The organism is Ruegeria intermedia (assembly GCF_900129345.1).
GTDB classification, from domain to species: Bacteria; Pseudomonadota; Alphaproteobacteria; order Rhodobacterales; family Rhodobacteraceae; genus Ruegeria; species Ruegeria intermedia.
Genome location: NZ_FQVK01000022.1, coordinates 36,930 through 61,707, shown reverse-complemented (window position 1 = coordinate 61,707; position 24,778 = coordinate 36,930). Strand labels below are relative to the sequence as shown.

At 64.1% G+C, this 24,778-nt stretch carries 22 protein-coding genes and 1 pseudogene; 5 read left to right on the top strand and 18 right to left on the bottom strand.

Annotated features, from left to right (window positions below):
• Positions 1-225 precede the first annotated feature (225 nt).
• Positions 226-414 carry a DUF6324 family protein gene (locus F3H26_RS14890; RefSeq protein ID WP_149776801.1) on the top strand — a complete coding sequence of 63 codons (189 nt, stop codon included), beginning with the start codon at positions 226-228 and terminating at the stop codon, positions 412-414.
• 3 nt (positions 415-417) lie between these two features.
• Here the strand turns inward: F3H26_RS14890 and F3H26_RS14885 are convergent, their stop codons facing one another.
• The 6 genes from F3H26_RS14885 to F3H26_RS14860 form a co-directional block, all read right to left on the bottom strand.
• Positions 418-849, bottom strand: a complete 432-nt coding sequence (locus tag F3H26_RS14885; RefSeq protein ID WP_149776800.1) for an MmcB family DNA repair protein — start codon at positions 847-849, stop codon at positions 418-420.
• 429 nt (positions 850-1,278) lie between these two features.
• On the bottom strand, positions 1,279-1,578 hold the full coding sequence (locus F3H26_RS14880; RefSeq protein WP_149776799.1) for a hypothetical protein: 300 nt from the start codon (positions 1,576-1,578) through the stop codon (positions 1,279-1,281).
• A gap of 67 nt (positions 1,579-1,645) precedes the next feature.
• Positions 1,646-2,128, bottom strand: a complete 483-nt coding sequence (gene nusB, locus F3H26_RS14875; RefSeq protein WP_149776798.1) for a transcription antitermination factor NusB — start codon at positions 2,126-2,128, stop codon at positions 1,646-1,648.
• Positions 2,125-2,676 carry a 6,7-dimethyl-8-ribityllumazine synthase gene (locus F3H26_RS14870; protein ID WP_005983872.1) on the bottom strand — a complete coding sequence of 184 codons (552 nt, stop codon included), beginning with the start codon at positions 2,674-2,676 and terminating at the stop codon, positions 2,125-2,127. Before F3H26_RS14870 ends, nusB begins: the two co-directional genes overlap by 4 nt.
• 2 nt (positions 2,677-2,678) lie before the next feature.
• Complete coding sequence (gene ribB, locus F3H26_RS14865; RefSeq protein ID WP_149776797.1) at positions 2,679-3,800, bottom strand: 3,4-dihydroxy-2-butanone-4-phosphate synthase; 1,122 nt, start codon at positions 3,798-3,800, stop codon at positions 2,679-2,681.
• Positions 3,801-3,910: 110 nt separating this feature from the next.
• A complete protein-coding gene (locus tag F3H26_RS14860; RefSeq protein WP_149776796.1) occupies positions 3,911-4,498 on the bottom strand; it encodes a riboflavin synthase in 588 nt (195 codons plus the stop codon).
• 149 nt (positions 4,499-4,647) lie between these two features.
• Here F3H26_RS14860 and F3H26_RS14855 point away from each other — a divergent pair, with 149 nt between their 5' ends.
• The 3 genes and pseudogenes from F3H26_RS14855 (at position 4,648) to F3H26_RS14845 (ending at position 9,174) form a co-directional block, all read left to right on the top strand.
• A complete protein-coding gene (locus tag F3H26_RS14855) occupies positions 4,648-5,973 on the top strand; it encodes a capsule biosynthesis protein (RefSeq protein WP_149776795.1) in 1,326 nt (441 codons plus the stop codon).
• Between the two features lie 120 nt (positions 5,974-6,093).
• Positions 6,094-7,170, top strand: a complete 1,077-nt coding sequence (locus F3H26_RS14850) for a polysaccharide biosynthesis/export family protein (protein ID WP_223162525.1) — start codon at positions 6,094-6,096, stop codon at positions 7,168-7,170.
• Between the two features lie 3 nt (positions 7,171-7,173).
• A pseudogene (locus F3H26_RS14845) lies at positions 7,174-9,174 on the top strand (capsular polysaccharide biosynthesis protein).
• A gap of 7 nt (positions 9,175-9,181) precedes the next feature.
• Here F3H26_RS14845 and ribD read toward each other — a convergent pair.
• The 4 genes from ribD to F3H26_RS14825 all read right to left on the bottom strand — a co-directional run bounded on the left by ribD (position 9,182) and on the right by F3H26_RS14825 (position 11,696).
• Complete coding sequence (gene ribD / locus F3H26_RS14840) at positions 9,182-10,282, bottom strand: bifunctional diaminohydroxyphosphoribosylaminopyrimidine deaminase/5-amino-6-(5-phosphoribosylamino)uracil reductase RibD (RefSeq protein ID WP_262504561.1); 1,101 nt, start codon at positions 10,280-10,282, stop codon at positions 9,182-9,184.
• Positions 10,279-10,749 (bottom strand): transcriptional regulator NrdR, encoded by a 471-nt coding sequence (nrdR, locus tag F3H26_RS14835; protein ID WP_149776793.1) that lies wholly within the window; start codon positions 10,747-10,749, stop codon positions 10,279-10,281. The genes ribD and nrdR overlap by 4 nt, the downstream gene beginning before the upstream one ends.
• Before the next feature lie 120 nt (positions 10,750-10,869).
• A complete protein-coding gene (locus tag F3H26_RS14830; RefSeq protein WP_149776792.1) occupies positions 10,870-11,283 on the bottom strand; it encodes a secondary thiamine-phosphate synthase enzyme YjbQ in 414 nt (137 codons plus the stop codon).
• Between the two features lie 11 nt (positions 11,284-11,294).
• Entirely contained in the window at positions 11,295-11,696 is a 402-nt protein-coding gene (locus tag F3H26_RS14825; protein ID WP_149776791.1) for a hypothetical protein, read from the bottom strand.
• A 612-nt stretch (positions 11,697-12,308) separates the two neighbouring features.
• Between F3H26_RS14825 and F3H26_RS14820 the strand changes: the two genes are divergently transcribed.
• On the top strand, positions 12,309-13,328 hold the full coding sequence (locus F3H26_RS14820; protein WP_149776790.1) for an AraC family transcriptional regulator: 1,020 nt from the start codon (positions 12,309-12,311) through the stop codon (positions 13,326-13,328).
• Between the two features lie 187 nt (positions 13,329-13,515).
• On the opposite strand, the gene rpoD is transcribed toward F3H26_RS14820, so the two are convergent.
• From rpoD to F3H26_RS14780, 8 genes are all read right to left on the bottom strand, one after another.
• Entirely contained in the window at positions 13,516-15,504 is a 1,989-nt protein-coding gene (gene rpoD, locus F3H26_RS14815) for an RNA polymerase sigma factor RpoD (RefSeq protein WP_149776789.1), read from the bottom strand.
• Between the two features lie 114 nt (positions 15,505-15,618).
• Entirely contained in the window at positions 15,619-17,568 is a 1,950-nt protein-coding gene (gene dnaG, locus F3H26_RS14810; protein WP_149776788.1) for a DNA primase, read from the bottom strand.
• Between the two features lie 80 nt (positions 17,569-17,648).
• Complete coding sequence (locus F3H26_RS14805; protein WP_149776787.1) at positions 17,649-17,945, bottom strand: hypothetical protein; 297 nt, start codon at positions 17,943-17,945, stop codon at positions 17,649-17,651.
• Positions 17,946-17,978: 33 nt separating this feature from the next.
• Positions 17,979-18,524, bottom strand: coding sequence for a sarcosine oxidase subunit gamma (locus F3H26_RS14800; protein WP_149776786.1), 546 nt, complete (start codon positions 18,522-18,524; stop codon positions 17,979-17,981).
• Positions 18,517-21,450, bottom strand: a complete 2,934-nt coding sequence (locus F3H26_RS14795) for a sarcosine oxidase subunit alpha family protein (RefSeq protein ID WP_149776785.1) — start codon at positions 21,448-21,450, stop codon at positions 18,517-18,519. Before F3H26_RS14795 ends, F3H26_RS14800 begins: the two co-directional genes overlap by 8 nt.
• Positions 21,447-21,710 carry a sarcosine oxidase subunit delta gene (locus F3H26_RS14790; RefSeq protein ID WP_149776784.1) on the bottom strand — a complete coding sequence of 88 codons (264 nt, stop codon included), beginning with the start codon at positions 21,708-21,710 and terminating at the stop codon, positions 21,447-21,449. Before F3H26_RS14790 ends, F3H26_RS14795 begins: the two co-directional genes overlap by 4 nt.
• 51 nt (positions 21,711-21,761) lie before the next feature.
• Positions 21,762-23,015, bottom strand: a complete 1,254-nt coding sequence (locus F3H26_RS14785) for a sarcosine oxidase subunit beta family protein (RefSeq protein WP_149776783.1) — start codon at positions 23,013-23,015, stop codon at positions 21,762-21,764.
• Positions 23,016-23,209: 194 nt separating this feature from the next.
• A complete protein-coding gene (locus tag F3H26_RS14780) occupies positions 23,210-24,640 on the bottom strand; it encodes a Glu/Leu/Phe/Val family dehydrogenase (RefSeq protein WP_149776782.1) in 1,431 nt (476 codons plus the stop codon).
• Positions 24,641-24,778: the final 138 nt, after the last annotated feature.

The window sequence follows — 24,778 nt, the reverse complement described above, 5'->3', positions numbered from 1 at the left end:
GCGGATCGCGCAATGAAAACCGCGGGCACCACGAGTTTCGGCAGCCCAAAGCGCCGCCCGCCACTTCCGGACCGGGAGGACAGTTGGGCCGCGCTGCCTCCGCCGACGAAACTCCGGCCACCCGAAACACATCGTTCCGCCCGCCCACGTCGCGCAACACCCAGACTGCGCTTGATTCCAACCCGGTTGCGCGCTAGCAGAAATGCTCAGTCTCCGGAGGCGAATATGGGCATCAATACCGAACGCGACATCGAAGCAAACCTGCAGATCGGCCCCACCGATCAAGGCATGGTGCGCCTGTTCGTCGAAGCCGACAACCTTGAAATCCCGATGGATTTCGACCCGGAAGAGGCCGAGGAGATCGCCGACGAGATCCGCGCCGCCGCCCAGGCCGCCCGCGCGGTCAAACGCTGACCTTCAGAGCCGCGGATCGCGCAGCATGTGCAGACGCCGCGCGGCGTCCATCGCAAATTTCTGGATCAGCTTCTTGCGTCGGGCTGCCGCCAGCCTGACCTCGGGCGGCATCCGTATGATCTCGGCGCCATAGGCGTCGGCGATGATCAGACCCGTTTCCGCCGGCAAGAGGTCGGTCGGAAAATCAGTATCCACGGCCCAGAAGAACCGGTCGCACCAGTCCAGGTATCCGCCCCATTTGGCATCGGACTGGAAATCGACCCGGCTGGACTTGCACTCGACCACCCAAAGCTCCCCCTTGGGGCCCAAACCCATCACATCCACCCGCAACCCGCGTGCGGGCACGAATTCCTCAATGGAAACAAAGCCGTGGCTGGCCAGATGCCGGGCAACCCCGCGGGCCAGCCTTTGACCGGGCTGCAGATCCAACGTCATGCGCAGAATGTGAACAATTCAAGAACAAAAATCAAGGGCCTTGGCCATGAGGAAAGGGCCACCGCCGCGCCGCCTGTTTGGACGGCCCAGCACGCCTTCTTTTGCATCTGCCCCCTTGCGCAGACTGGCACCGCGCCCTAGTTAGGCCATTGGCGGGTTCTGCCCTTCTCGTGACCGGTAGCATTCCGGTGGCCTTAAGCAATTCCGAGGGAGCTGGCTCTGTTCAGGTCCTGGCCTGATTACCTGGCGCCCACCTGTACATACAGGTCCTCGGGAATCAAAACCGCACGGTTGCCTGGTGGTCCCGCCGCCTTCCGATCAGGTGACATCCGATGGGTTCGGCGTACGGAGGCACTTTTTCCGCTCTGTCCGGTAGCACACCAGATGCAACGATTTCACAGAAGGTCAACTCAGGGCCGACCGCCCAAGTCACGAAGTCCGACTTGCCTCGACGCGCACGGGTTCCAGCTTCACGGCAACCGGGGTTCCTCCGCGCGGGCCTTTGGGCTTTTCGGCCATGCTCATGATCGCATAAGCGAATTGGACACCCGCAAAGACGATCCCGTTCATGAACCAGATCATGATCAGCGCGACGAAGCCAATGTCGGAGCCCGTGATGAGGTGACGCAGGTTGGCCACGTTCAAAAGCAGCAGCACCGCGACAAATACGGCCGAGATCACGAAGCCCAGTGCAACCTGGGTGATATAAAGACGGATCAGTTTCGGCATGACGCGCCTCCTTCACATGACAGGAGTCTAGCGCAATTTCATGCCGGGTGAAATCGCTTGTGGCGCGTCAGAACGCCTCGGGCTTGGCTTCGCGGGCCATGTGATCCAGAACCGCATTGACGAATTTCGGTTCCTTGCCTTCGGGGAAGAAGGCGCGCGCCACGTCAACGAATTCGGTGATGACAACCTTGGGCGGCGTGTCGCTCTGGCTCAGTTCGGCGCCGGCCGCGCGGAACAACGCCCGCAGAGTCGGGTCGATGCGCGAAATCGGCCACTTGGCCACCAGCGCACGGTCGGTCATCTGGTCGATCGGCGCCTGATAGTTCACCGCGTCATCCACCAGCTTGCGAAACAGCGTGCTGTCGCCTTCCAGCATCTCGTCGCCCTCGTAGACCGCGCCGAACCGGTGATCCAGAAACTCGTTGACCACCTGCTCGGTCGTCTGGCCCGACTGCTCCATCTGGAACAGCGCCTGCACGGCATACAGCCGCGCGGCGGATTTCATCAGGCGTTTCCGGTTTGCCGGTTTCGGCGTGTCTGTCTGGGTCATGCTGTCGTTGATCCGTTGCTGTCGCCCGCCACGAGGATGGACTCGGACGGCGGCTTGAAACCGACGCCCTTTTTCGAAGCGCCCCACTTACGTCTGAGTGCGATCAGATGCAAGGCCGCAGCCGCCGCGCCGCCACCTTTGTTCATCTTTTCCGGATTCGCGCGCACTTCGGCCTGCGCGTCATTCTCGACCGTCAGGATGCCGTTGCCGATGCACAGCCCCTGCAGACCCAGCAGTTGGATCGCGCGGCTGGAATCGTTGCAGACGGTTTCGTAATGCGTGGTCTCGCCCCGGATCACGCAGCCCAGCGCCACATAGCCGTCAAAGTTGCACTGGCGGTCGGCCATGGCAATCGCGGTCGGAATCTCGAGCGCACCGGGCACCTCGACCACCTCGCAGCTGCCGCCGGCGGCCTCGATCTCGGCCTTGGCGCCGCGAACCAGGTCGTCGGCGATGGCGCGATAGAACGGGGCCACGACGATCAGCAGCTTGACCGGGTCATCGAATTTCGGGGTCGGCAGAACGCCGTGTTTGTCTTGCTCAGCCATGCTCAGTCATCCTTGAGAATCGAGCGGGTCCCGACGATGGACAGGCCAAAGGCGTCCAGACCCAGGTATTTCGTCTGCGGCGAGTCGGTCAGCAGCACCAGCTCCTTGATGCCCATCTTGGACAGGATCTGCGCGCCCAGACCGGTTTGCTTGATGGTGCGCGGACCTTCGTCTTCGGCCGCGTACAGCGAGTTGCGCGGGTTGCGGAACAGGCAGACCACGCCACGCCCTTCGGCGGCGATCTTTTCCATCGCGCGCGGCAGTTCCTGCGGCGATTTCGGACCGAGACCCAGAATGTCCGAGGCCTCGTGCAGCGCGTGGGTGCGGGTCAGCACCGGCTCGGGCGTGCTGATGTCGCCCTTGATCATCACCACATGTTCGATCCCGTGGGTCTGATCGGTGAAAATCCGCATCTCCCACTCACTGCCATATTCCGACGTGACCATCCGGCGCGCGGTCTCGACCACCAGATTGTCGTGGCGCGCTCGGTACGAGATCAGGTCGCTGATTGTGCCGATCTTCAGCCCGTGCTCCTTGGCGAATTCGACCAGATCGGGCAGCCGGGCCATAGTGCCGTCGGGCTTCATGATCTCGCAGATCACGCCCGAGGGGTTCAGCCCGGCCAGGCGTGAAATGTCCACGGCGGCCTCGGTGTGACCGGCGCGTACAAGTACCCCGCCCCGTTTGGCGCGCAGCGGAAAGACATGGCCGGGCGTGGCCAGGTGCGCCATGGTGTTCTGTTCGTTGATCGCGGTGGCGATGGTCAGCGCCCGGTCGGCGGCCGAGATCCCGGTGCTGACGCCTTCGCGCGCCTCGATCGAGACGGTAAAGGCGGTTTCGTGCCGCGACGAGTTGTTCACGGCCATCATCGGCAGGCCCAGACGGTCGATCCGCTCGGCCGTCATCGGCAGGCAGATCAGCCCGCGGCCATGGGTGGCCATGAAATTGATCGCCTCGGCATCGGCGAATTCCGCCGGGATCACCAGGTCGCCTTCGTTCTCGCGGTCCTCGTGGTCGACCAGAATGTACATCCGGCCCTGGCGCGCCTCTTCGATGATCTCTTCGATCGGGCTGATCGCGTCGCGCAGCTGGGCCTCGACCGGTCCGGGTGTTTCAAAGCTCATGGGGCAGCCTTTCACAGAGCAGGTGTTGCAACGCGGGATAGACCAGCACGGGCGCAAAGGCCAGTCCGCAAACGAATCCGCACGGATCTAACGCGGCGTTTCGTCCGACGTCAGGTCATTTCCGACAGCCGCGCGACGTAACGGGCCAGCGTGTCGATCTCGATGTTCACCCGGTCGCCCACCTTGACGTCGCCCCAGGTGGTGACCTCTTTGGTGTGCGGGATGAAGTTGATACCGAAATCGCACCCATCCACATCGTTCACGGTCAGCGAGGTACCGTTCAGCGCGACCGAGCCCTTGGGCGCGATGAACCGGGCCAGATCCCGCGGCGCGCGCAGGGTCACCCGGGTGCTGTCGCCCTCGTCCGTCACGGCGATCACCTCGGCCACACCGTCCACATGGCCCGAGACGATGTGCCCGCCCAGTTCGTCGCCCACCTTGAGGGCGCGTTCCAGATTGACGCGCTTGCCCACTTGCCAGCCATCCAGGTTGGTCTTGGACACCGTCTCGGCGCTGATCTGCACATCATACCAGTCGTCGCCCAGCGCGATTACCGTCAGGCAGACCCCGTCGCTGGCGATCGAGGCGCCGATATCGATGCCCGCGGTATCGTACCCCGTCCTGATCCGCGCCCGCAGATCGCCCTGCTGCTCCAGTTCGATGATGGTGCCGATATCGGTGACGATCCCTGTAAACATTCCGTTAACCCTCTGCGCGCAAGCTGACCGTGTCACCCGCCGAGGTAAGCCCAACCGGCCGCCAGGGCAAGCCCCGGCTTGCGCCTCCAGGGGCGGACGGGCATAGTTTCGGCGAAATTCTCAAACGCACACAGGCGTGCGCAAACGACATGAACGATCCGGTTTCAAAGCAAGACGGTCGCGTATTCCTGTTTCTGCAGGGGCCGCATGGGCCGTTCTTTCATGGGTTGGGGCGCATGCTGCGGGCGGCCGGTGCCACAGTCTGGCGGGTGGGGTTCAATGCCGGCGACCGCGCCTTCTGGTTCGACAAGCGCAGCTATGTGCCCTATCGCGGAACGCTGGACGCGTGGCCGCAGACCTTTGCTGACCTGCTCGAGACCCGGCGGGTAACCGACATCGTTCTGTACGGCGACGTTCGTCCGGTGCACGCCGTGGCGATCCGGATCGCCCGGGTGCGCGGCCTGAGGGTCCATGTTTTCGAGGAAGGCTATCTGCGCCCGTGGTGGGTGACCTATGAGCGAAACGGATCGAACGCGCATTCCCGGCTGATGGACTTGGACATCGCAACGATGCAGCGAGCCGTGGAACTGACCGAGGGGCCGACCCCGCCGCCCCCCGCGCATTGGGGCGACATGCGACAACACGTGTTCTACGGCGCGCTGTACCATTGGTTCGTATTGTTCCTGAATCACGGGTACCGGAACTTCAGACCACACCGCGATTTGGCTGTTTCCCAGGAATTCAGGCTGTATTTCAAACGTCTGATGCGGATGCCCCTGCATCGAATCCGGCGCAGCCTGGCGACCGCCCGCATCCGTCGGGGCGGGTATCCCTATCATCTGGTGCTGTTGCAACTGGCGCATGACAGTTCGGTCCGGGCCCATTCCGAATTCTCGTCCATGTGCGCTTTCCTGCTGCCGGTCATGGAAGGTTTTGCCAAGGGCGCCCCGCCACATCACCACCTGGTCATCAAGGAACATCCGCTCGAGAACTGCCGCGAGCCTCTGGCGCGCTTCATCCGGCAGACGGCCCGCCGGCTGGGCATCGCCGACCGCGTCCACCATGTGCCCGGCGGCAAACTGGCCCGTCTTCTGGATCACGCCAAGTCGGCGGTCACCATCAACTCGACGGCAGGTCAGCAGGCGTTGTGGCGCGGCGTCCCGCTGCGCGTGTTCGGCCGGTCGGTCTATGACAAGCCCGAGCTGGTGTCCGACCAGCCGATCGAGGCGTTTTTCGCCGACCCGAGGGGGCCGAACACCGACGCCTATCGCACGTACCGCGAGTTCCTGCTGGCAACCTGCCAGATTCCCGGGGGATACTATTCGCGGCGAGGCCGCAAACAACTGCTCCGACAGGTGGTTGACCGGATGCTGCAGGCTCACGACCCCTATGCGCGCGCCCTGGCGGGGGGCGCGACCGAAGCGCCACAGTTTCCATCACGTCCGGCCCGTCAGTTGGCAACGTCTGGAATTTGAGCGCCAAACTCAGTAGCGTCGCGACAAACCAAAAACACAACAATGGCTGTCGAGGTCAAAAACGTGCAGTGCTTCCCAACCCGGTGGATTCGAAATGTCACTCTTTTCGCGACCGTCGCAATGCTGGCGGCATGCCAGCTTCCCAAGTCCGGCCCCAACAAGACCGAAATCCTGGCTGGTGCGGTTCAGAACGGCGGCAATGCATTTGTCGTAGAAGTAAATGATTTTGTTGCAAAAACCACTGCCGCCATTCCTCAGTACGGGTTTTCGCAGGCCTTCCGCAGCGCCCAGAACATCACTGCGGACACGATCCGCCCCGGCGACGTTCTGGGGCTGACCATCTGGGAAAATGTCGACGACGGTCTGCTGTCGGGCGAAACCGGCCCCGCGACCAGCCTGGACGAAGTGCAGGTCGACAGCGAAGGGTACATCTTCATCCCCTATGCCGGCCGCCTGCGGGCCTCGGGCAACACCCCCGAACAACTGCGCACCATGATCGCCGACAAACTGCGCGAACAGACCCCCGACCCTCAGGTGCAGATCCGCCGCGTCGCCGGCGATGGTGCGACCGTGTCGCTGACCGGGACCATCGGCGCCCCGGGCATCTATACGATCGATCGGCCCACCCGAACCCTGTCGACGATGCTGGCGCGCGCCGGCGGCGTGGCGGTCGCCCCGGACATCGCGCTGGTCACCGTGATCCGCGGCAACCAAAGAGGGACGATCTGGTACAACGATCTGTTCCAGAACCCCGAAATGGACATTGCCCTGCGCGGCGGCGACCGGATTCTGGTCGAGCAGGACACGCGATCCTACATCGCGCTGGGGGCCACCGGCGGGCAGTCGCGCGTCGCTTTCGACAGCCAGGACCTCTCGGCGCTCGAGGCGCTGGCCCAGGTGGGCGGGTTGCAGTCGCTCTCGTCCGACCCGACCGGCATCTTCGTTCTGCGCAACGAGCGCGAGGACATCGCCCGCAAGGTCATGGGGCGCCCGGACCTGAAGGGCGAGCAGCGCATGATCTACCTTTTGAACCTGACGGCGCCCAACGGGCTGTTCGTGGCGCGTGATTTCGTGATCCGCGACGACGACACGATCTATGTCACCGAGGCGCCCTATGCCCAATGGACCAAGTCGATCTCGTTGATCGCGGGTGGTCTGACGCCGGTTGCGAACGTGGCCACCTTGGCCGGCAATTGATCCGTGCAGCCGGTGGCCGATACATCTGAGTCCGGCCACCTGGCGCGTCTGCTTGTCTACAATGGCGGGTTCCTGACCCAGCGGCGCATCCGCCGCATTCTGGCCCTGTCCGGCCACAAGGTCGCGCTGGGCCTGCCGCGCGCGGGCGACCAGGTCGGCGTCTGGGGGCAAAGCCCGACCGCCCATCGCGGGGAACGCGTCGCGGCCCGGTACGGCGCCCCGCTGCTGCGCGTCGAAGATGCCTTTCTGCGCTCGTTGCACCCCGGCCGCGGAAAAGAGCCGCCGCTGGGCCTGCTGCTCGACGCGTCGGGCGTGCATTTCGACGCCGACCGCCCTTCGGATCTCGAGACCCTGCTGGCCACGCATCCGTTGGACGACACCGCCCTTCTGGACCGGGCGCGCGGTGCGATGCTGCGGATGGCCGAATTGCGGCTGACCAAATACTCCGCATACGACCCCGAGGCCGAACTGCCCGAACCCGGCTATGTGCTGGTGGTCGATCAGACCCAGGGCGACGCCGCGGTCACCGCCAACGGTGGCGACCTGGCCCGCTTTCGCGAGATGCTGGTGATCGCGCAAGAGGAAAACCCCGGCGCCCGGATCATCGTCAAGACCCACCCCGAGACCGCGTTGGGATACCGCCCCGGACATTTCGGGCCGCAGGTTGAAACCGACCGCATCCGCCTGCTGCGCGACCGGGTCAACATCTGGGACCTGCTGGAAGGTGCGATCGGGGTCTACACGCTGTCGTCGCAACTGGGGTTCGAGGCCATTCTGGCCGGGCACAAGCCGCGTGTGTTCGGGCGGCCCTTCTATGCCGGTTGGGGGCTGACCCGCGACGACATCGAAATGCCGCGCCGACAGCGCAACCTGACCCGAGCGCAGTTGTTCGCCGCAGCCATGATCCTCTACCCCAAATGGTATGACCCATTCCGCGACCGGCTGTGCGAAATCGAGACCGTTCTGGACACGCTCGAGGCGCGCATACGGGCCTGGCACGAAGACCGGCGGGGCTGGACGGCATCGGGGATGCGGCTGTGGAAGCGCCGGCATCTGCAGCGCGCGTTCGGAAGCTATCGCAAGATGCGCTTCACCGCTGCGCGCCCCGCCAGCCCGACCCGACCGCACATGGTCTGGGCCAACCATGACCGAGACTCCGAGGGCGTCTTCCGCGTCGAAGACGGCTTCTTGCGGTCGCGCGGGTTGGGGGCCCGGTTGGTGCCGCCGCTGTCGCTGGTGACCGACGATCTGGGCATCTACTACGACCCGACCCGACCCAGCCGGCTCGAGGACTGGATCGCGCGGCGCGAGACCCTGCGCCCCGATCAGAAACGCCGGGCCCGTCACCTGGTGCAGCGCCTGACCCGAAGCCGCCTGAGCAAGTACAACATCGGCGGACCCTGCCCTGATCTGCCGGCAGGGCATCGCATTCTTGTTCCCGGACAGGTCGAGGATGACGCCTCGGTTCTGTTGGGAAACAGCACGGTGCGCACCAACCTGGAGCTGCTGCGCGCGGCCCGAAAGGCGAACCCCGATGCGGTTCTGATCTACAAGCCGCACCCGGATGTCGAGGCCGGGCTGCGCAAAGGCCAGGTCGACGCCGATGGGCTGGCCGACGTGGTTTTGACCGGTGTCGATCCGGCCCAGGTTCTGACGCAGGTGCAGGAAGTCTGGACCATGACGTCGGCGCTGGGGTTCTAGGCCCTGCTGCGTGGTGTCAAGGTCACGACGCTGGGGGCACCTTTCTACGCCGGTTGGGGTCTGACCACCGATTTGGGTGCGGTGCCCGCGCGCCGCGGCGCGCGGCCATCGCTGCTGGGCCTCGCGCATGCGGCTTTAATTGATTACCCGCGGTATTTCGATCCGATCACCGGTGCCCCCTGCCCGGTCGAGATTGCGGTCGATCGCCTCGCCCAAGGCCGACCCACGCCATCGGGCGCGGCAACCCGGCTGCTGTCCAAGCTTCAGGGTGCGTTGGCGACGCATGCGCATCTGTGGCGCTGAAACGGCCCTAACGCGCAGAGCGGCGCCAGACTTGCAAGACATCGCCGCCCACCGGGCGCGCTTCTGCCAGTTCGAAGCTGGGTGCCTCGGACAGGTCTTCAAGCCCCAGCGCTCCGATGGCAGGCAGACCTTCGGCGCCGATGGCCAGACCGGCGGTAAAGCCGACTAATTCATCAACAAGATCATCGGCCAGAAGCGACGCCGCCAAGGCCGATCCGCCCTCGCAGAACACGCGGGTCAGGCCCTTCCGGCCCAATTGCTGCAGCAGATCCGTGGCATCGATGTGGTGCCCCCGGACCGCACAGGGGATCAGCGTGGCGCCCAATCCCTGCCAGGCGCGGGCGCGTTCCGAGTCGGGCGATGGGCCATGACACAGCCAGACCGGTATCTGTGATGAGGTGCGCGCCAATTGCCCCAACAGCGGGATATCCAGATGGCGTGACACCACGATGCGCACCGGCTGATGCCCGACCCCCAGGTCGCGCACGGTCAGCGACGGATCATCGGCCCGCGCGGTTCCCGCACCGACCATCACCGCGTCGTGCCGCGCGCGCATGGCGTGCACCGCCCGCCGGGAGTCGGGGCCAGTTATCCACTTGCTCTGCCCCGAGGCGGTTGCGATACGACCATCGAAACTGCTGGCCAGTTTCAGCGTGACGAAGGGGCGCCCCTGTTCGGTCTTCATGAAGAAACCGGCGTGGTCCCGGGCGGCCTGATCGGCCATGACACCGGTCGTTACCTCGACCCCGGCGGCTCGGAGCATTTCGAAGCCCTGACCGGCGACGCGCGGATCGCTGTCCTCGATCGCGGAAACGACACGTGCAACGCCGGCATCGATCAATGCCTGCGCACACGGAGGCGTCTTGCCATGGTGCGCACAGGGTTCAAGCGAAACGTAGGCCGTGCTTCCGCGGGCGCGTTCACCGGCCTGTGCCAATGCCTCGGTTTCGGCATGCGGACGCCCGCCCGGCTGGGTCCAACCCCGCCCGACGATCCGGCCATCCTTGACGATGACGCAGCCCACCGCCGGGTTGGGCCAGCACATTCCTTGTCCGCGCCGCCCCAGGGACAGGGCCAGCGCCATGTATCGCTTGTCAGTGTCGGTCACTCGTCCGTCGATGGCTGCGGCGGGCGCAGTTCGTGGACAAACTCCTCGAAATCATCGGCCGCCTGGAAATTCTTGTACACGCTTGCAAAGCGAACATAGGCGACGGTGTCGATCCGCGCCAGAGCTTCCATGACGATCTCGCCGATCTTGCTGGACGGAATGTCGGTCTCGCCCATGCTTTCCAGCCGGCGCACGATTCCCGAAATCATCTGGTCGATCCGGTCCGGGTCGATCGGGCGTTTCTGCATCGAGATGCGGATCGAACGCTCGAGCTTGTCGCGATCGAAGTCTTCGCGCTTGCCGTTGGATTTGACTACCACCAGATCGCGCAGCTGAACCCGCTCGTAAGTGGTGAAACGGCCCCCGCATGCGGGGCAAAACCGGCGCCTGCGGATGGCCACATGATCTTCTGCCGGGCGTGAATCCTTGACCTGAGTATCTATGTTTCCGCAAAACGGGCAGCGCATCCGCCGTCTCCTCGTCCCTTGTTCCGCCTCTTTTTGTCAGCGCTGGGGCCGACTTATCCACAACTATAGGCCAGCCGCTAGGGTTTGGGTAGTCGGAATTTTCCACCGCTAGATAATGGGTCAGGCGAAATGCGCGGCCACCTTCCGCAGGTGGGGTGCCGTGCGGTGTTCGAACAGGTAGATCCCCTGCCAGGTCCCCAGCACGGGGTAACCGCCGCGAACGGGAATGGACAGCGACACCGGCATCATCGCGGCCTTGATATGCGCCGGCATGTCATCCGGCCCCTCATAGGTGTGCCTGAGATAGGACATGGACGGGTGATCCGAGGGCGGCACGAGCCGCGAGAAGAAAGCCCCAAGATCCGTCTGCACCTCGGGGTCGGCATTTTCCTGAATCAACAACGAACAGGAGGTGTGCCGCACGAACAGCGTCAGCAGTCCGTCGGCTTGGGTTGCGGACAGCCAGCCCCGGATACGGTCCGTGAACTCGTACAGGCCCTGACCACGGGTCTGAACGGCAAACTCTGCCTGCATCGGCCCTTCACCTATCGTTGGAACGGGCGCACGTTGCACCGGGCATTCGCACCTTGAACCGACATGCTGTAGCCGGGCTGAAACCCCGAAGTGATGAAACTGTTCTGCTGCGGCACGCCGCCGGGCGGCGGGTTGAGCGAGAATTGAACCGCGGTTCTGCGGCCGGTCGTGACGCTGGGCCCATAGCCGCGCAGCACATAGATCGGCTGCTGCCAGCCGGCGCCCAGCTTGCGGCGGGCAAAGTCGGCAGCCGCGCACCAATACCCGTCGACATCCTGACGGGAGCGTGGGATGACCTCGAAATCGGTGCCGTTGATGGGTTCGGTGCGATACCCGTTCGGCGCGGCGGAGGACACCGACGGGACGCCGACCGCTCCGACCGCAAGCCACGCGCAAACCACGATCCGCTTCATGTCTCTTCCTTTCTGCTGTCACGTCGGACACAGGCTAGCGCTGGGGCTTGCCCCGGCCAGAACCGATCACGATGTTTTCAGCAATCCTCGCAATCCCTGCGCGCCACTGTCAACCAACGCTGGTATCGGGTCAGGGCCACCGGTGACCGTCGCGGAACCACCCCCGGCGCAGGGCGACGGCCAAAAGTACCGCTATCCCCCGGGCACCAGAAACGCGCCTCATCGTACCCGATCGAATTTCGGGGAAGCGATCCAACCGACAATCTCGCCTATTGCGTTGCCCTTGCGAACGGGAGCCTCCTGCGGCCGGTCATCGTATCGCGGTATGTTCCGCGCCGGTCCACAAGACAATGCGTGTGCCGGGGAGCCGCGGACGGTGTGGTGCGTCTCGTCTCCGGGCTCGTCCCACTCCCCAATGGGAACCGACCCGGCACGAACCGGTATCTAAACCTGGGCTTCGCACGCGGCATTGGATCGGGTGCCAGAGTCATTCGAACTGGGGCCAAACAGCGTCTTCTGCACAATGTCGGCCCCCGGCACGACCGTCCCGGTTGTTCAGGAACGAGGTTTGCGCGCATACTCCGATGAAATGCGCTGGCTTGGGTGGGTCCCATGGATGTCGAAATCACAAGGCTTCAGCTTTTGGCGGCCGAACTGGAACGCGCGGCAAAAAAGCCGGATCTGGTCGCCCGGGTATTTGAACACGCCGACCTGACCCCGGCCCAACTCTCGGCGGCCGACGCCCGGATCAGCGCACAAACCGAGGCTAGCTTCATCCGGCATGCCTGTGACGTACTAGGCGACATCACCTTTGCAGCCAGGGCCGGATTGCGGGTCACCTCGGCGTCCAGCCTTGCGGCCTATATCAGCAAATATTCGCGTGATCTGAAGCAGGTGATGGAAAACACCACGCGTTTTCACCGCTTCATCGACCCGACCCTCGGTTTCAGCATGGACCTGTCCGGCAACGCCGCCACGCTGGGGCTGCACTGGAAGGATGCGCGTTTCGCCCGGTATCACCGCCGGACCGAGTTTCTGATGTTCGCCGCCATCGCCCGGATGCGCACGCTGACGGGAGTGCACCTCAACCCGATCGAGATCCGGTTCCAGCACGAGGTCGGCCGGCATGAGGCACGTTTTTTAAGGCTTGCCGGCTTTCCCGTCCGTTTCGGCATGGAGCAGATGGAAATCCTGCTTCCGCTGACGGCGCTGGACTTGCCCATCCCCACGTACGACCCCCGCCTTCGGGAACATCTTCTGGCTTATGGCGAACGGCTGCTGGCCGAAAACGGGCAAGAGCGGCAATCCCTGCGCAGCCGGGTCGAGGGGGTGATCACGCAATCCCTGCCGGGCCGGATCATCCGCGCCGAAGACGCCGCCCGGACGCTGGCCATGAGCCCGCGCACCTTTGCCCGGCGCCTGGGCGCCGAAGGCACCAGCTTTCGCCAAATCGTCGATGACCTGCGCTGTGATCTGGCCCAGACCCTGTTGCGAAACCAGATGACCCTGGCCGAGGTCGCCTATGCTCTTGGCTATGCCGATCAGTCGGCGTTTTCGACGGCTTTCAAACGATGGACCGGGCACCCGCCCAGCACCTTGACGGTCCGGGTGGACCATCCGGTCCAACCGTGACCGGTGGCCGGGGGTCATCGGCGTCACCGCCTCGCCCCGGCCTGTCCCATGAGTGGACATTGACCATATGGCGCGCGTGACGGCCGTTGGCATGTGCGTTCATGCCAAGTTGATGACATGTTTGGACAGTGTGACCCAGTCTGACCTGCGACGAAAAAAGGCGCCTCAATCGAGGCGCCTTTCGGTATCATTGGTCGAGGAAAGACCTGAGCTTGCGGCTGCGGCTGGGATGTTTCAGCTTGCGCAGTGCCTTGGCCTCGATCTGGCGGATCCGCTCGCGGGTCACGCTGAACTGCTGGCCGACCTCTTCGAGCGTGTGATCGGTGTTCATGCCGATGCCAAAGCGCATCCGCAGAACCCGTTCCTCGCGCGGGGTGAGCGATGCCAGAACCCGGGTCGTGGTTTCCTTGAGGTTTTCCTGAATGGCGCTGTCCAGCGGCAGCACGGCATTCTTGTCCTCGATGAAATCGCCCAGCTGGCTGTCTTCCTCGTCGCCGATCGGGGTTTCCAGAGAGATCGGCTCCTTGGCGATCTTCATCACCTTGCGGACCTTCTCCAGCGGCATCTGCAGCTTTTCGGCCAGTTCCTCGGGCGTCGGCTCGCGGCCGATCTCGTGCAGCATCTGGCGGCCGGTGCGGACCAGCTTGTTGATCGTCTCGATCATGTGGACCGGAATACGGATGGTGCGCGCCTGATCCGCTATCGAACGCGTGATCGCCTGACGGATCCACCAGGTCGCATAGGTCGAGAACTTGTAGCCGCGGCGGTATTCGAACTTGTCCACCGCTTTCATCAGGCCGATGTTGCCTTCCTGAATGAGATCAAGGAATTGCAGGCCGCGGTTGGTGTATTTCTTGGCGATCGAGATCACCAGGCGCAGGTTGGCTTCGACCATTTCCTTCTTGGCCTGACGCGCCTCTTTCTCACCCTTTTGCACCTGCTGGACGATGCGGCGGAATTCGCTGATGTCCAGACCGACATACTGGCCGATCTGCGCCATGTCGTTGCGCAGCTCTTCGACCTTGTCCGACGAGCGCTCGATGAACATCTTCCACCCGCGCCCCGGCTTTTCGGCCATGTCGGCCAGCCAGTTGGGGTCAAGCTCGCGCCCGCGATAGGCCTCGATGAACTCGCGCCGGTTGATCCGGGCCTGGTCGGCCAGTTTGACCATGGCGCTGTCCAGCGACATCACCCGCTTGTTGATGCCGTACAACTGGTCGATCAGCGCTTCGATCCGGTTGTTGTGCAGGTGCAGCCCGTTCACCAGTTCGACGATTTCCGAGCGCAACTTCTGATAGGTCGCCTCGTCCTCCTCGCTGAACGAGCCATCCTCGTTCAGCGTGGCCGAGATCCGGCTGTCCTGCATCTCGGACAGCATCGCGAAATCGGTCGAAATGCGTTCGAGCGTCGTCAGAACCTGGTCCTTGAGCGCGGCTTCCATCGCGGCCAGCGACATGTTGGCCTGATCGTCGTCATCGTCGTCATCGTCCGACGCGATCGGGTTTCCATCGGCATCCAGTTCGGGGCCGGTGTCCTTGGCGGGCTTCGACGCCTGAACCTTCGACGTGTCGACGACGGGCTCTTCCACGTCTCCGTCCTCGTCCATCTGGTTGCCGAACGTGGCCTCGAGGTCGATCACGTCGCGCAGCAGGATGTCCTCGGACAGCAATTCGTCGTGCCAGATCGAGATCGCCTGGAAGGTCAGCGGGCTTTCGCAAAGCCCGGCGATCATGGTGTTGCGTCCGGCCTCGATCCGCTTGGCGATGGCAATCTCGCCCTCGCGGCTGAGCAACTCGACGCTGCCCATCTCGCGCAGATACATACGCACCGGGTCGTCGGTGCGGTCCAGCTTTTCGGTCTGCGACCCGGCCAGCGCAACCTCGCGGTTGCTGTCGGTGGTGACCAGATCGGTCGAGCCCTTCTGCTCTTCCTCCTCGGCCTCTTCGTCTTCGATGATGTTGATGCCCATCTCGGACAGCATCGACATCACGTCCTCGATCTGTTCCGAACTGACCTGATCCGGCGGCAGGACCTGGTTGAGCTGATCGTAGGTGATATAGCCTTTCTCGCGGGCCTCGGCGATCATCTTCTTGACCTGGGCCTGGCTCATGTCCAGCGAGATTTCCTGTTCCTGGTCGTCGGACTTCCGTTCCTCGTTGGTATCCTTGGCGGCCATTCAGTGCTCCTGCAGGGATGGGTGATTCGATGGAACCGAATCATTAGCGCGTAGAAGTGATTCGGCCACCCGTTTACCCGTTTTTCTTTTCCAGTGCTTTATGAAAACACCACTTCAGCGGCGTTTCCGCTCGAACTTGATGCCGGACATGATCGCCTGAAACGCATCCTTCTCGTCGCGATTGATTCGCGCCCCGTTCTCGGCAATGTCGAATACGGCCCTGTCCTCGTTCTGGCTGCGGCTTGCGCGGTTGCGCTCTTCGGCGGCTTGCGCCAACCGGAACGTCAATGCCTCGTCCGTTACGTCAGACAGTTCCTCCTCGGCCTCGGCGATCTCGGCATCCAACCCCCGGAGCGCTTTGATTTTTGCGAGTTCCTCGGCCAGTGTCATCTGAGCCTTCTCGACGTCGCCCGGTTTGCGCACACAGGGGATCACTGCGACATGGCGAAGGCCCAGCAGGTTTTCAAGAGGTCCGGCCCCCAAAGATTCGACAATATGGTCCTTGACGTTGTCCGGGTCGTCGATCGCGTGGCGCAGAACGGCATCACGCAGAGAGGCCAGTTCGGGGTCGAGGCACTCCATCTCCTCCAACTGGGTCTCGAACTGGATCACGACCTGGGGGTTCAGGATCGCAATCGCCAGGATCGCCGCTTCGCGCAGACGGATTTCCGCGTTTTCCGTGGACGCCAGAAACGAGGATCGCGCACTTGGCGTTGGCGCCCGCCGCTCGGGCTGCCATTTCCCGCGCGGCTGCCAGGTGCGGGGGGCGGACGGCCGCTGCGGGCGGAACAGCTGCCAGCGCAGATCCTTGATCTCCTGCCCGTAATGGGCGCGGATCGACGGGTCGCGGATCAGCTGGATCTTTTCGCGCAGCGCCTTGTCCAAAGCCGCCTTGCGTTCTGGGCTGTCAAAGACCTTGCCCTCGGTTTCGCGCTGCCAGAGCAACCGAACCATCGGAATGGCCTGATCCAGCACCGCCTGCACGGCCTTGGCGCCGCTGGCGCGGATCAGGTCGTCGGGGTCCTTGCCTTCGGGCATCAGGGCAAAGCGCACCGATTTGCCCGCCTCGAGCAGCGGCAGGGCCAAGTCGATCAACCGCATCGCTGCCCGCAGCCCGGCCGTGTCGCCATCCAGCGCGATGATCGGCTCGTCGGCGATGCGCCACAGCATGAGCAGTTGGTGTTCCGTGATCGCGGTGCCCAGCGGCGCGACGGCAGCGCCGAAGCCAGCTTCGGACAGGGCGATCACATCCATATAGCCCTCGGCCACGATCAGCGGTTGCCCCTTGCCCGCCGCCTGACGGGCTGGTCCGTGGTTGTAGAGGCTTCGCCCCTTGTCGAACAGCGCGGTTTCGGGCGAGTTCAGATATTTGGCGTTGTCATTGGGGTCCATCGCCCGCGCGCCGAAAGCGATGCACCGGCCGCGCGGATCGCGGATCGGGAACATGATGCGGTTGCGGAATGTGTCATAGGGCTTTTTGCCTTTGTTCGACGGTTTGGCCAGACCGGCGCCCAGGATCAGGTCCTCGGCCACGTTCTTGCCGCGCAGATGGTCCCACAACGCCTGCCAGCCATCGGGCGCAAACCCGATTTCCCAGCGGTCCAACGCCTGAGCGTCCAGACCGCGGCGACCCAGATAGGCGCGCGCCTCGGCCCCTGCCCCGGTCTTGAGTTGCAGGCGGAAGAACTGCACCGCCTGCTCCATGACATCGGCCAACTGCGCCCGGTGGTCCTGCTTTTCCTGCGCCTTGGGGTCGCGCGCGGGCATCGGCAATCCGGCCTCGCGGGCCAGGATTTCGACTGCTTCCATGAACGAGACGTTCTCGGTTTCCTTCACGAAGCTGATCGCGTCGCCCTTGGCGTGACACCCGAAGCAGTAATAGAACCCCTTCTGGTCATCCACATGGAACGAGGCGGTTTTTTCGTGATGGAACGGGCATGGCGCCCACATGTCGCCCTTGCCCGGATTGGATTTGCGGTTGTCCCACATGACCTTGCGCCCGACGACCTGAGACAGGCTCAGACGGGTGCGCAGCTCATCCAGAAATCCAGGGGGCAATGACATGTGTCATACATGGCAGAAACCGGGCCGCCCGCCAAGGGCGCGGCGGGCCTTTGTCCACAGCCAATTCGCGGCCCTGTGGATTATTGCTGCAGGCACAGCTCCATCCAGGCGGCGCCCAGGTCTTTTTTGCGGATGTCGCGCATCTTCTGCTCATAGACCCACGGGGTGATCAGCGGGATCGCGGCGTTGTAGTTCTCGGGCCATGTCGGGCCGGCCTCGGCCACCGCCTGCGGGACGTCCCGTTCCTTCACGCGATCCAGCCGCGCCTTCTGAATCGCGGCCACGACCTCGGCCTGGTATTTGCAGCTTTGTTCCTTGGTTTCAGCGGCAGCCAGCGGCGTGGCCAGCAGGGCGGCGGCAAGTGCGATGCGCAGCATTGGGTCCTCTTGGAATCGTTACCTGTGTTCAGTCTAGCGGCGCGCGGCGACGCCTTCCATGGCCCTTTTCAGATCATGCACCAACGATTTAGCCATCGACCGGAACACCATGATCTGAAAGGCTTTCTCGCCAACCCGAGTGATCGAGGCATTCATGTGAAACAGCAGCGTCCGCGCCGTATGCCCGCGCTTGAAATGCTGCGGGCGCAGATCGACGGGCACCAGACGGGCCAGTACATCCTCGGCCCCGTCGCCCTCAAGCCGCACCACGGCCCAGGCATCAGACTGGTCGACAACCGCGGCGTGGGCGGACAGCGACGGGTCCGGCGTGGGGCCGATCAACATGACCTGACCCGGGCCGAACCAGACCGCACGCGCGCCCGACTTCCCGGCGGCCCGGTTCGGGGCCGGCAGGACCATGCCGTGCGCCGCCTTCATCGCCTCGGACAGTGATTTGGCCTGCCCTTGAAAGGCCGAAACCGCATGTATCGCGCCCGGGGCGACCTCGGTGACCGAGACCGCTCCGATGGTCAGCGGCAGCAGCCCGTCGCACGGGGTCTGGGCAATCAGCTTATCCACGCACACGCTCTCCTTCTGGATCGAAGAACACCGGGTCCGTCACCTCGCACAGCGTGGTCACGCCGCGCAGGTGATCGACCATTTTGACGATCTCGCCATGACGGTCGGGGCCATCGGCCAGAAACGCCAACCCCAGCATGCTGCCCAGCGTCGGCGAGTAGCACACCGAGGTCACATAGCCCTGATCGTTGGTACGCACCGGCGCGTCCTCTTCGTTGTACAGATGGGCGCCGGCCAGCAACTGGCGGCTTTCCCCGATGGGTTTGATCCCGACCAACCGCTCGCGCCCCGGCTCCTCAAGCCCCGGGCGTTCGGACATGGTCTTGCCGATACAGTCCTTTTTCTGCGACACCATCCGGCCCATCCCGATGTCATAGGCCGTGGTCCGCCCGTGGATTTCGGCATGGGTGATGAACCCCTTCTCGATCCGCAGGACGTTCAGCGCCTCTATCCCATAGAGGCCGCCGCCCAGCGCCTCGGCCCGTTGGGTCAAGATCTCGAACAGGCTGGCCCCATACCGCGCGGGCACGGCGATCTCATAGGCGTGCTCGCCCGAGAACGAGATCCGGAACAGACGCCCCGGCACCCCCAGAACCGAAACCGGCCCGCAGGCCATGAACGGCCACGCGGCATCATCCAGCGGGGTGTCCAGCACGCCGTTCAGCAACTCGCGCGATTTGGGGCCGGCCACGGCGAATTGCGCCCATTGTTCCGTCACCGAAACCAGAGACACGTCCCAGTCGGGCCGCAGCCCCTGACGCACGAATTCCAGATGCTTCATCACGTCACCGGCGGCGGCGGTCGTGGTGGTCATCAGAAAATGACTGTCTCCCAACCGTGCGGTGGTGCCGTCATCCATGACGAACCCGTCCTCGCGCAGCATCAGCCCATAGCGCACGCGCCCGACCTTCAGCGTCGAAAACGTGTTGGTATAGACGAAATCCAGAAACTGCGCGGCGTCGCGCCCCTGAATGTCGATCTTGCCCAGGGTCGAGACATCGCACACGCCGACCGCCGAGCGCACCATCTGCACCTCGCGGTCGCAGGATTGGCGCCACGTGGTTTCGCCCGGCTGCGGGAAATAGCTGGGCCGATACCACAGCCCGGCCTCGACCATCGGTGCCCCGCGCGCCACTGACGCCTTGTGCGAGGTGGTGAAGCGCTGCGGCTTGAACCCCGCGCCCTCGGCCCCCGCGCCCAGCGCGGCAATGGCAATCGGCGCGTAAGGCGGGCGGAAGGTGGTGGTTCCGGTCTCGGGGATCGCCCGCCCGGTGGCATCCGCAAGAATGGCCAGCGCCGCGACATTCGAGTTCTTGCCCTGATCGGTGGCCATGCCCTGCGTGGTATAACGCTTCATGTGCTCGACCGAGCGGAAGTTCTCGGTCGCGGCCTGCTTGACGTCCTTGACGGTCACGTCGTTCTGGAAATCCAGCCACGCGCGACCCTTGCCGGGCACCGCCCACAGTTGCGCGATTTCATAGGGCTGATCCTCGGCCTGCGGCGGCTCGGGATTGGGCGCCTTGAGGCCCAGATCACCCAGCGCCTCGGTCGCAGCCGAAATGCCCTCACGCAGACAGGCGGCGGTCGAGAACGCGCCGTTGCAGGCCCCGGCCGTGCGCATCCCGGGCACGGCACCCGGCGTAGGCACGAAGGCGGCAATGTCACGCCGCCAGGTCGGGCGCCCGTTCATGTGGCAGGTCAGGTGGACCGAGGGGTTCCATCCGCCGGTCATCGCCAGGCAGTCGGTCTGAATGCGCTCTTCTCCGCTGGCGCGGCGCACGGTGATCGACTCCAGCCCCTTGCGCCCCGAACTGCCGCAGACCTGCGCCCCGCGCAGCACCGGATAGTCGGTTGTCACCGGCCCGTCATGGCGGCTGTCGATCACGGCGGCAACGTGGACGCCTGCGGCCAGCAGGTCGCGGGCCGTCCGGTGAATGTCATCGGTGTTGCCGAAGATCGTGACACTGCGGCCGGTCGCGACGCCCCAGCGGTTCAGATAGGCCCGTACGGCACCGGCGGTCATGATGCCGGGTCGGTCATTGTTTCGAAACGCCACCGGGCGTTCCAGCGCCCCGGCCGCCAGAACCGAGCGGCGGGCGGCGATCCTCCAATAGGTTTCCAGCGGCGCACCGGCGGGGCGGTCGCCCGTATGGTGCAAGACCCGTTCGAGCGCGGCAAAGGTGCCCTGGTCGTAGGCACCCGCCACGGTCGTGCGGGTCATCAACCGCACATTGTCCATCGCCCGCAGCTCGGCCAGAACCTCGTCTGCCCAGACGTGACCAGGCTTGCCATCCACCTCGAGCGTTTCAGCCAGCAGCCGCCCGCCCATCCGGTTGCTTTCGTCGGCCAGGATGACATCCGCCCCGGCCCGGCCGGCCGTCAGGGCGGCCATCAATCCCGCCGGGCCAGCCCCGATCACCAGCAGATCGCAGAAGGCATAGGCGCTTTCATACCTGTCGGTGTTGGCCTGCCCGGACAGCGCGCCCAACCCCGCGGCGCGGCGGATCATCGGCTCGTACAGCTTCTCCCAAAAGCTGCGGGGCCACATGAAAGTCTTGTAGTAGAAACCCGCCCCCAGGAAGGGCGCGGCCAGATCGTTCACCGCCATCACGTCGAAATTCAGGCTGGGCCAGCGGTTCTGGCTGCGCGCCTCGAGGCCCGGATAGATTTCTTGCATCGTGGCCCGCACATTGGGGTCCTGCGCGGGGCCTCGTCCGATGGTGACCAGCGCATTCGGCTCTTCGCTGCCGGCGGTCAGGACGCCACGCGGGCGATGATACTTGAACGACCGCCCCATCAGGTGCACGCCATTGGCCAGCAGCGCCGAGGCCAGCGTGTCGCCCTGAAAGCCCGAATACCGGATGCCGTCAAAGGAAAATTCGACCGGTGTGCCGCGGTCGATCAGCCCCCTGCCCGCGACCCTCATCGTTTGCCCCCGGACGCAGGCTCGGTCGCCGAAATTTCGTGGGTCAGCGTGTTTCGGGTCACGACGATCCATGCGCCGCAGCCGCCTTCGTGATACCACAGATCCCGCGTCTCGCCCGCCGGGTTGTCGCGCAGATAGACGAAATCATCCCAAGCGTCAGGCCCGGCATCCGGGGCGGGACGGTCCAGATCGACGGCGGCCCCGCGATAGTAGAACTCGCGGCGGTCGCGCTCGCCGCAATACGGACAGGTGATCCTCATGGCCGCGCCTCCTGGCTTTCACAAATATTCGAACGAAACATCCCGGCGCCCCTAATGCAGATTGTGCTGAGAGCCCTTGCCCTCTTCATCGATGATCCCGCGCCCGGTGCGGAAACGATCCAGCCGGAACCCTGTCGCGTTCTCGTGGTACCGGTCGGTGGCCATGAGATGGGCAAACACGTTGCCCGAGCCCGGAACCGCCTTGAACCCGCCGTAGTTCCAGCCGCAGTTCAGGTACAGCCCGTCGATAGGGGTGCGATCTATGATCGGCGATCCGTCCGGCGACATGTCCATGATCCCGCCCCAGGACCTCAGCACCCGGGCCTTGCCGATCATCGGCATCAGGGCCACGCCGGCCTCCATCACGCTTTCGACCGTGGGCAGGTTGCCTCGCGCCGCGTAGGAGGCATAGAAATCCAGGTCGCCGCCGAACACCAGCCCGCCCTTGTCGGATTGGCTGATATAGAAATGCCCCATGCCGAAGGTCACGACATGATCGATGCAGGGCTTCAGCCCCTCGGTCACGAAGGCCTGCAGCACGTGACTTTCGATCGGCAAGCGCATCCCGGCCATCGCCGCGACCTGGCTGGACCGGCCCGCAACCACGATCCCGACCTTCCTGGCCCGGATCACCCCGCGCGTCGTCTGCACGCCGCGCACGGCGCCGTTTTCGATGTCGATGCCGGTGACCTCGCAATTCTGGATCAGATCCACCCCGCGCTGGTCCGCCCCGCGGGCATAGCCCCAAGCCACGGCATCATGCCGGGCCGTGCCGCCGCGCGGATGGTACAGACCGCCATAGATGGGAAAGCGCAGATCGTCATAGTTCAGGTAAGGCAGCATCCCGCGCAGTGCGTCGCGGTCCAGCAGGATGGCATCGTCGCCCTGGCTGATCATCATGTTGCCCCGCCGCGCGGCCGCATCCCGCTGCCCGTCCGAATGGAACAGGTTGATGATGCCTCGCTGTGAATGCATCACGTTGTAGTTCAGATCTTCTTCCAACCCTTCCCACAGCTTGAGGGAATGCGAATAGAACTCGGAATTTCCTTGCAGAAAATAGTTGGCGCGCACGATCGTCGTGTTACGCCCCACATTGCCGCCGCCGATATAGCCCTTTTCCAGCACGGCGACATTTGTCAGTCCGTGTTCTTTCGCCAGGTAATACGCGGTGCTGAGCCCGTGCCCGCCGCCGCCGATGATGACGATGTCGTATTCGGCTTTGGGCTCGGGATCACGCCAATGCGCCGTCCAACCCTTGTTGCCGGTCAGTCCCTCCTTCAGGACGCGTAAGCCGGAAAAGCGCATTCAGATCTCCCTGCGGGTTTGCTGGCATCAAACCAACTCTCCCCAGCAGTAGCAATGCATCGCGCCCGTTCCGCATCCGTTTTCGACAGGAACTTGTCAACGCGCGACCATACCGAGGCCCGTTGCCCAGAGCAACGCCAGCCGACCGTCGGAACGGAAAGGGCGCGGCGTACAGACGCCGCGCCGCAATGATGTCAGAGGCCCTTGGCCCGATAGCTTTTGGCCACACGATCGATGGACACGATGTAAGCTGCCGTGCGCAGGTCCTCGACGTCGTCGCGATCGTGCCAGACCTCGCTCATGGCCTGGTAGGCGATGCGCATCGTGTCATCCAGGCCCGAGCGCACCAGCTCAAGCTCATCCGCGCCCTTGAGGTATTTGGCCTTGAAGTCCGGAGACATCGACCACGCATCGCCAAGATAACGGTCCAGGCGTTCCAGTTCTTTCACGATCAGTTCGTGCCGCGCCTCTTCCTGACGGCGCTGCATCCGGCCGAAACGAATGTGGCTGAGGTTCTTGACCCATTCGAAATACGACACCGTCACGCCGCCTGCGTTGGCATACATGTCGGGAATGATCACGGTGCCCTTCTTGCGCAGCACTTCATCGGCCCCGGCGGTCACCGGACCGTTCGCGGCCTCGATGATCAGCGGCGCCTTGATGCGCTCGGCATTGGACAGGTTGATCACCCCTTCCAGCGCCGCCGGGATCAGAATGTCACATTCCTCTTCCAGAACGGCAGGCCCTTCGGCAGTATGCGTCGCATCCGGGTAGCCCTTCACGCCACCATGCTTGGCGATCCATTGATGCACCGCCTCGACGTCGATCCCCTCGGGATTGTACAGCGCGCCGTCGCGCTCGATGATGCCCACGATCAACGATCCGTCCTCCTCGCTCAGGAACTTGGCGGCGTGATAGCCCACGTTGCCCAGCCCTTGGACGATGACCCGCTTGCCGTCCAGCGACCCCGAAAGGCCCGCCTTCTTGACGTCGGCAGGGTGACGGAAGAACTCGCGCAGCGCATATTGGATGCCACGCCCCGTCGCCTCGACCCGGCCCGAGATGCCGCCCGCGTTCAGCGGCTTGCCGGTCACGCAGGCCCGCGCATTGATGTCGGTGGTGTTCATCCGCGCGTATTGGTCGGCGATCCAGGCCATCTCGCGCTCGCCCGTGCCCATGTCGGGGGCAGGAACGTTCTGCGACGGGTTGATCAGGTCGCGTTTGGCCAGTTCATAGGCGAAACGGCGGGTGATCTGCTCCAGCTCATGCTCTTCATACTTGCGCGGATCGATGCGCAGACCGCCCTTGGAGCCGCCGAACGGCGCCTCGACCAAGGCACATTTGTAGGTCATCAGCGCGGCAAGCGCCTCGACCTCGTCCTGATTCACGGCCATGGCATAGCGGATACCGCCCTTTACCGGCTCCATGTGTTCGGAGTGAACCGAGCGATAGCCGGTAAAAGTATGGATCTGCCCCCGCAACCGAACCCCGAAACGGACGGTGTAGGTGGCGTTGCAGACCCGGATTTTCTCCTCCAGCCCCGGCGGAAGATCCATGAGGGCGGCCGCCCTGTTGAACATCAGATCCACGCTTTCCCGAAAGCTGGGTTCCTTGATGGTCGTCATAGAATCCTCCATGCCGGTAGACGACGAAGCAATGGCGTTTTGTCGCACCCTTGGCGGGTGGCTGCAATCACGTTCTGCACTTTTTTTCATCAGTTTGTGAACGGCAGGTTTGCGCGCGCAGACCCGAGTCGCCGCAGG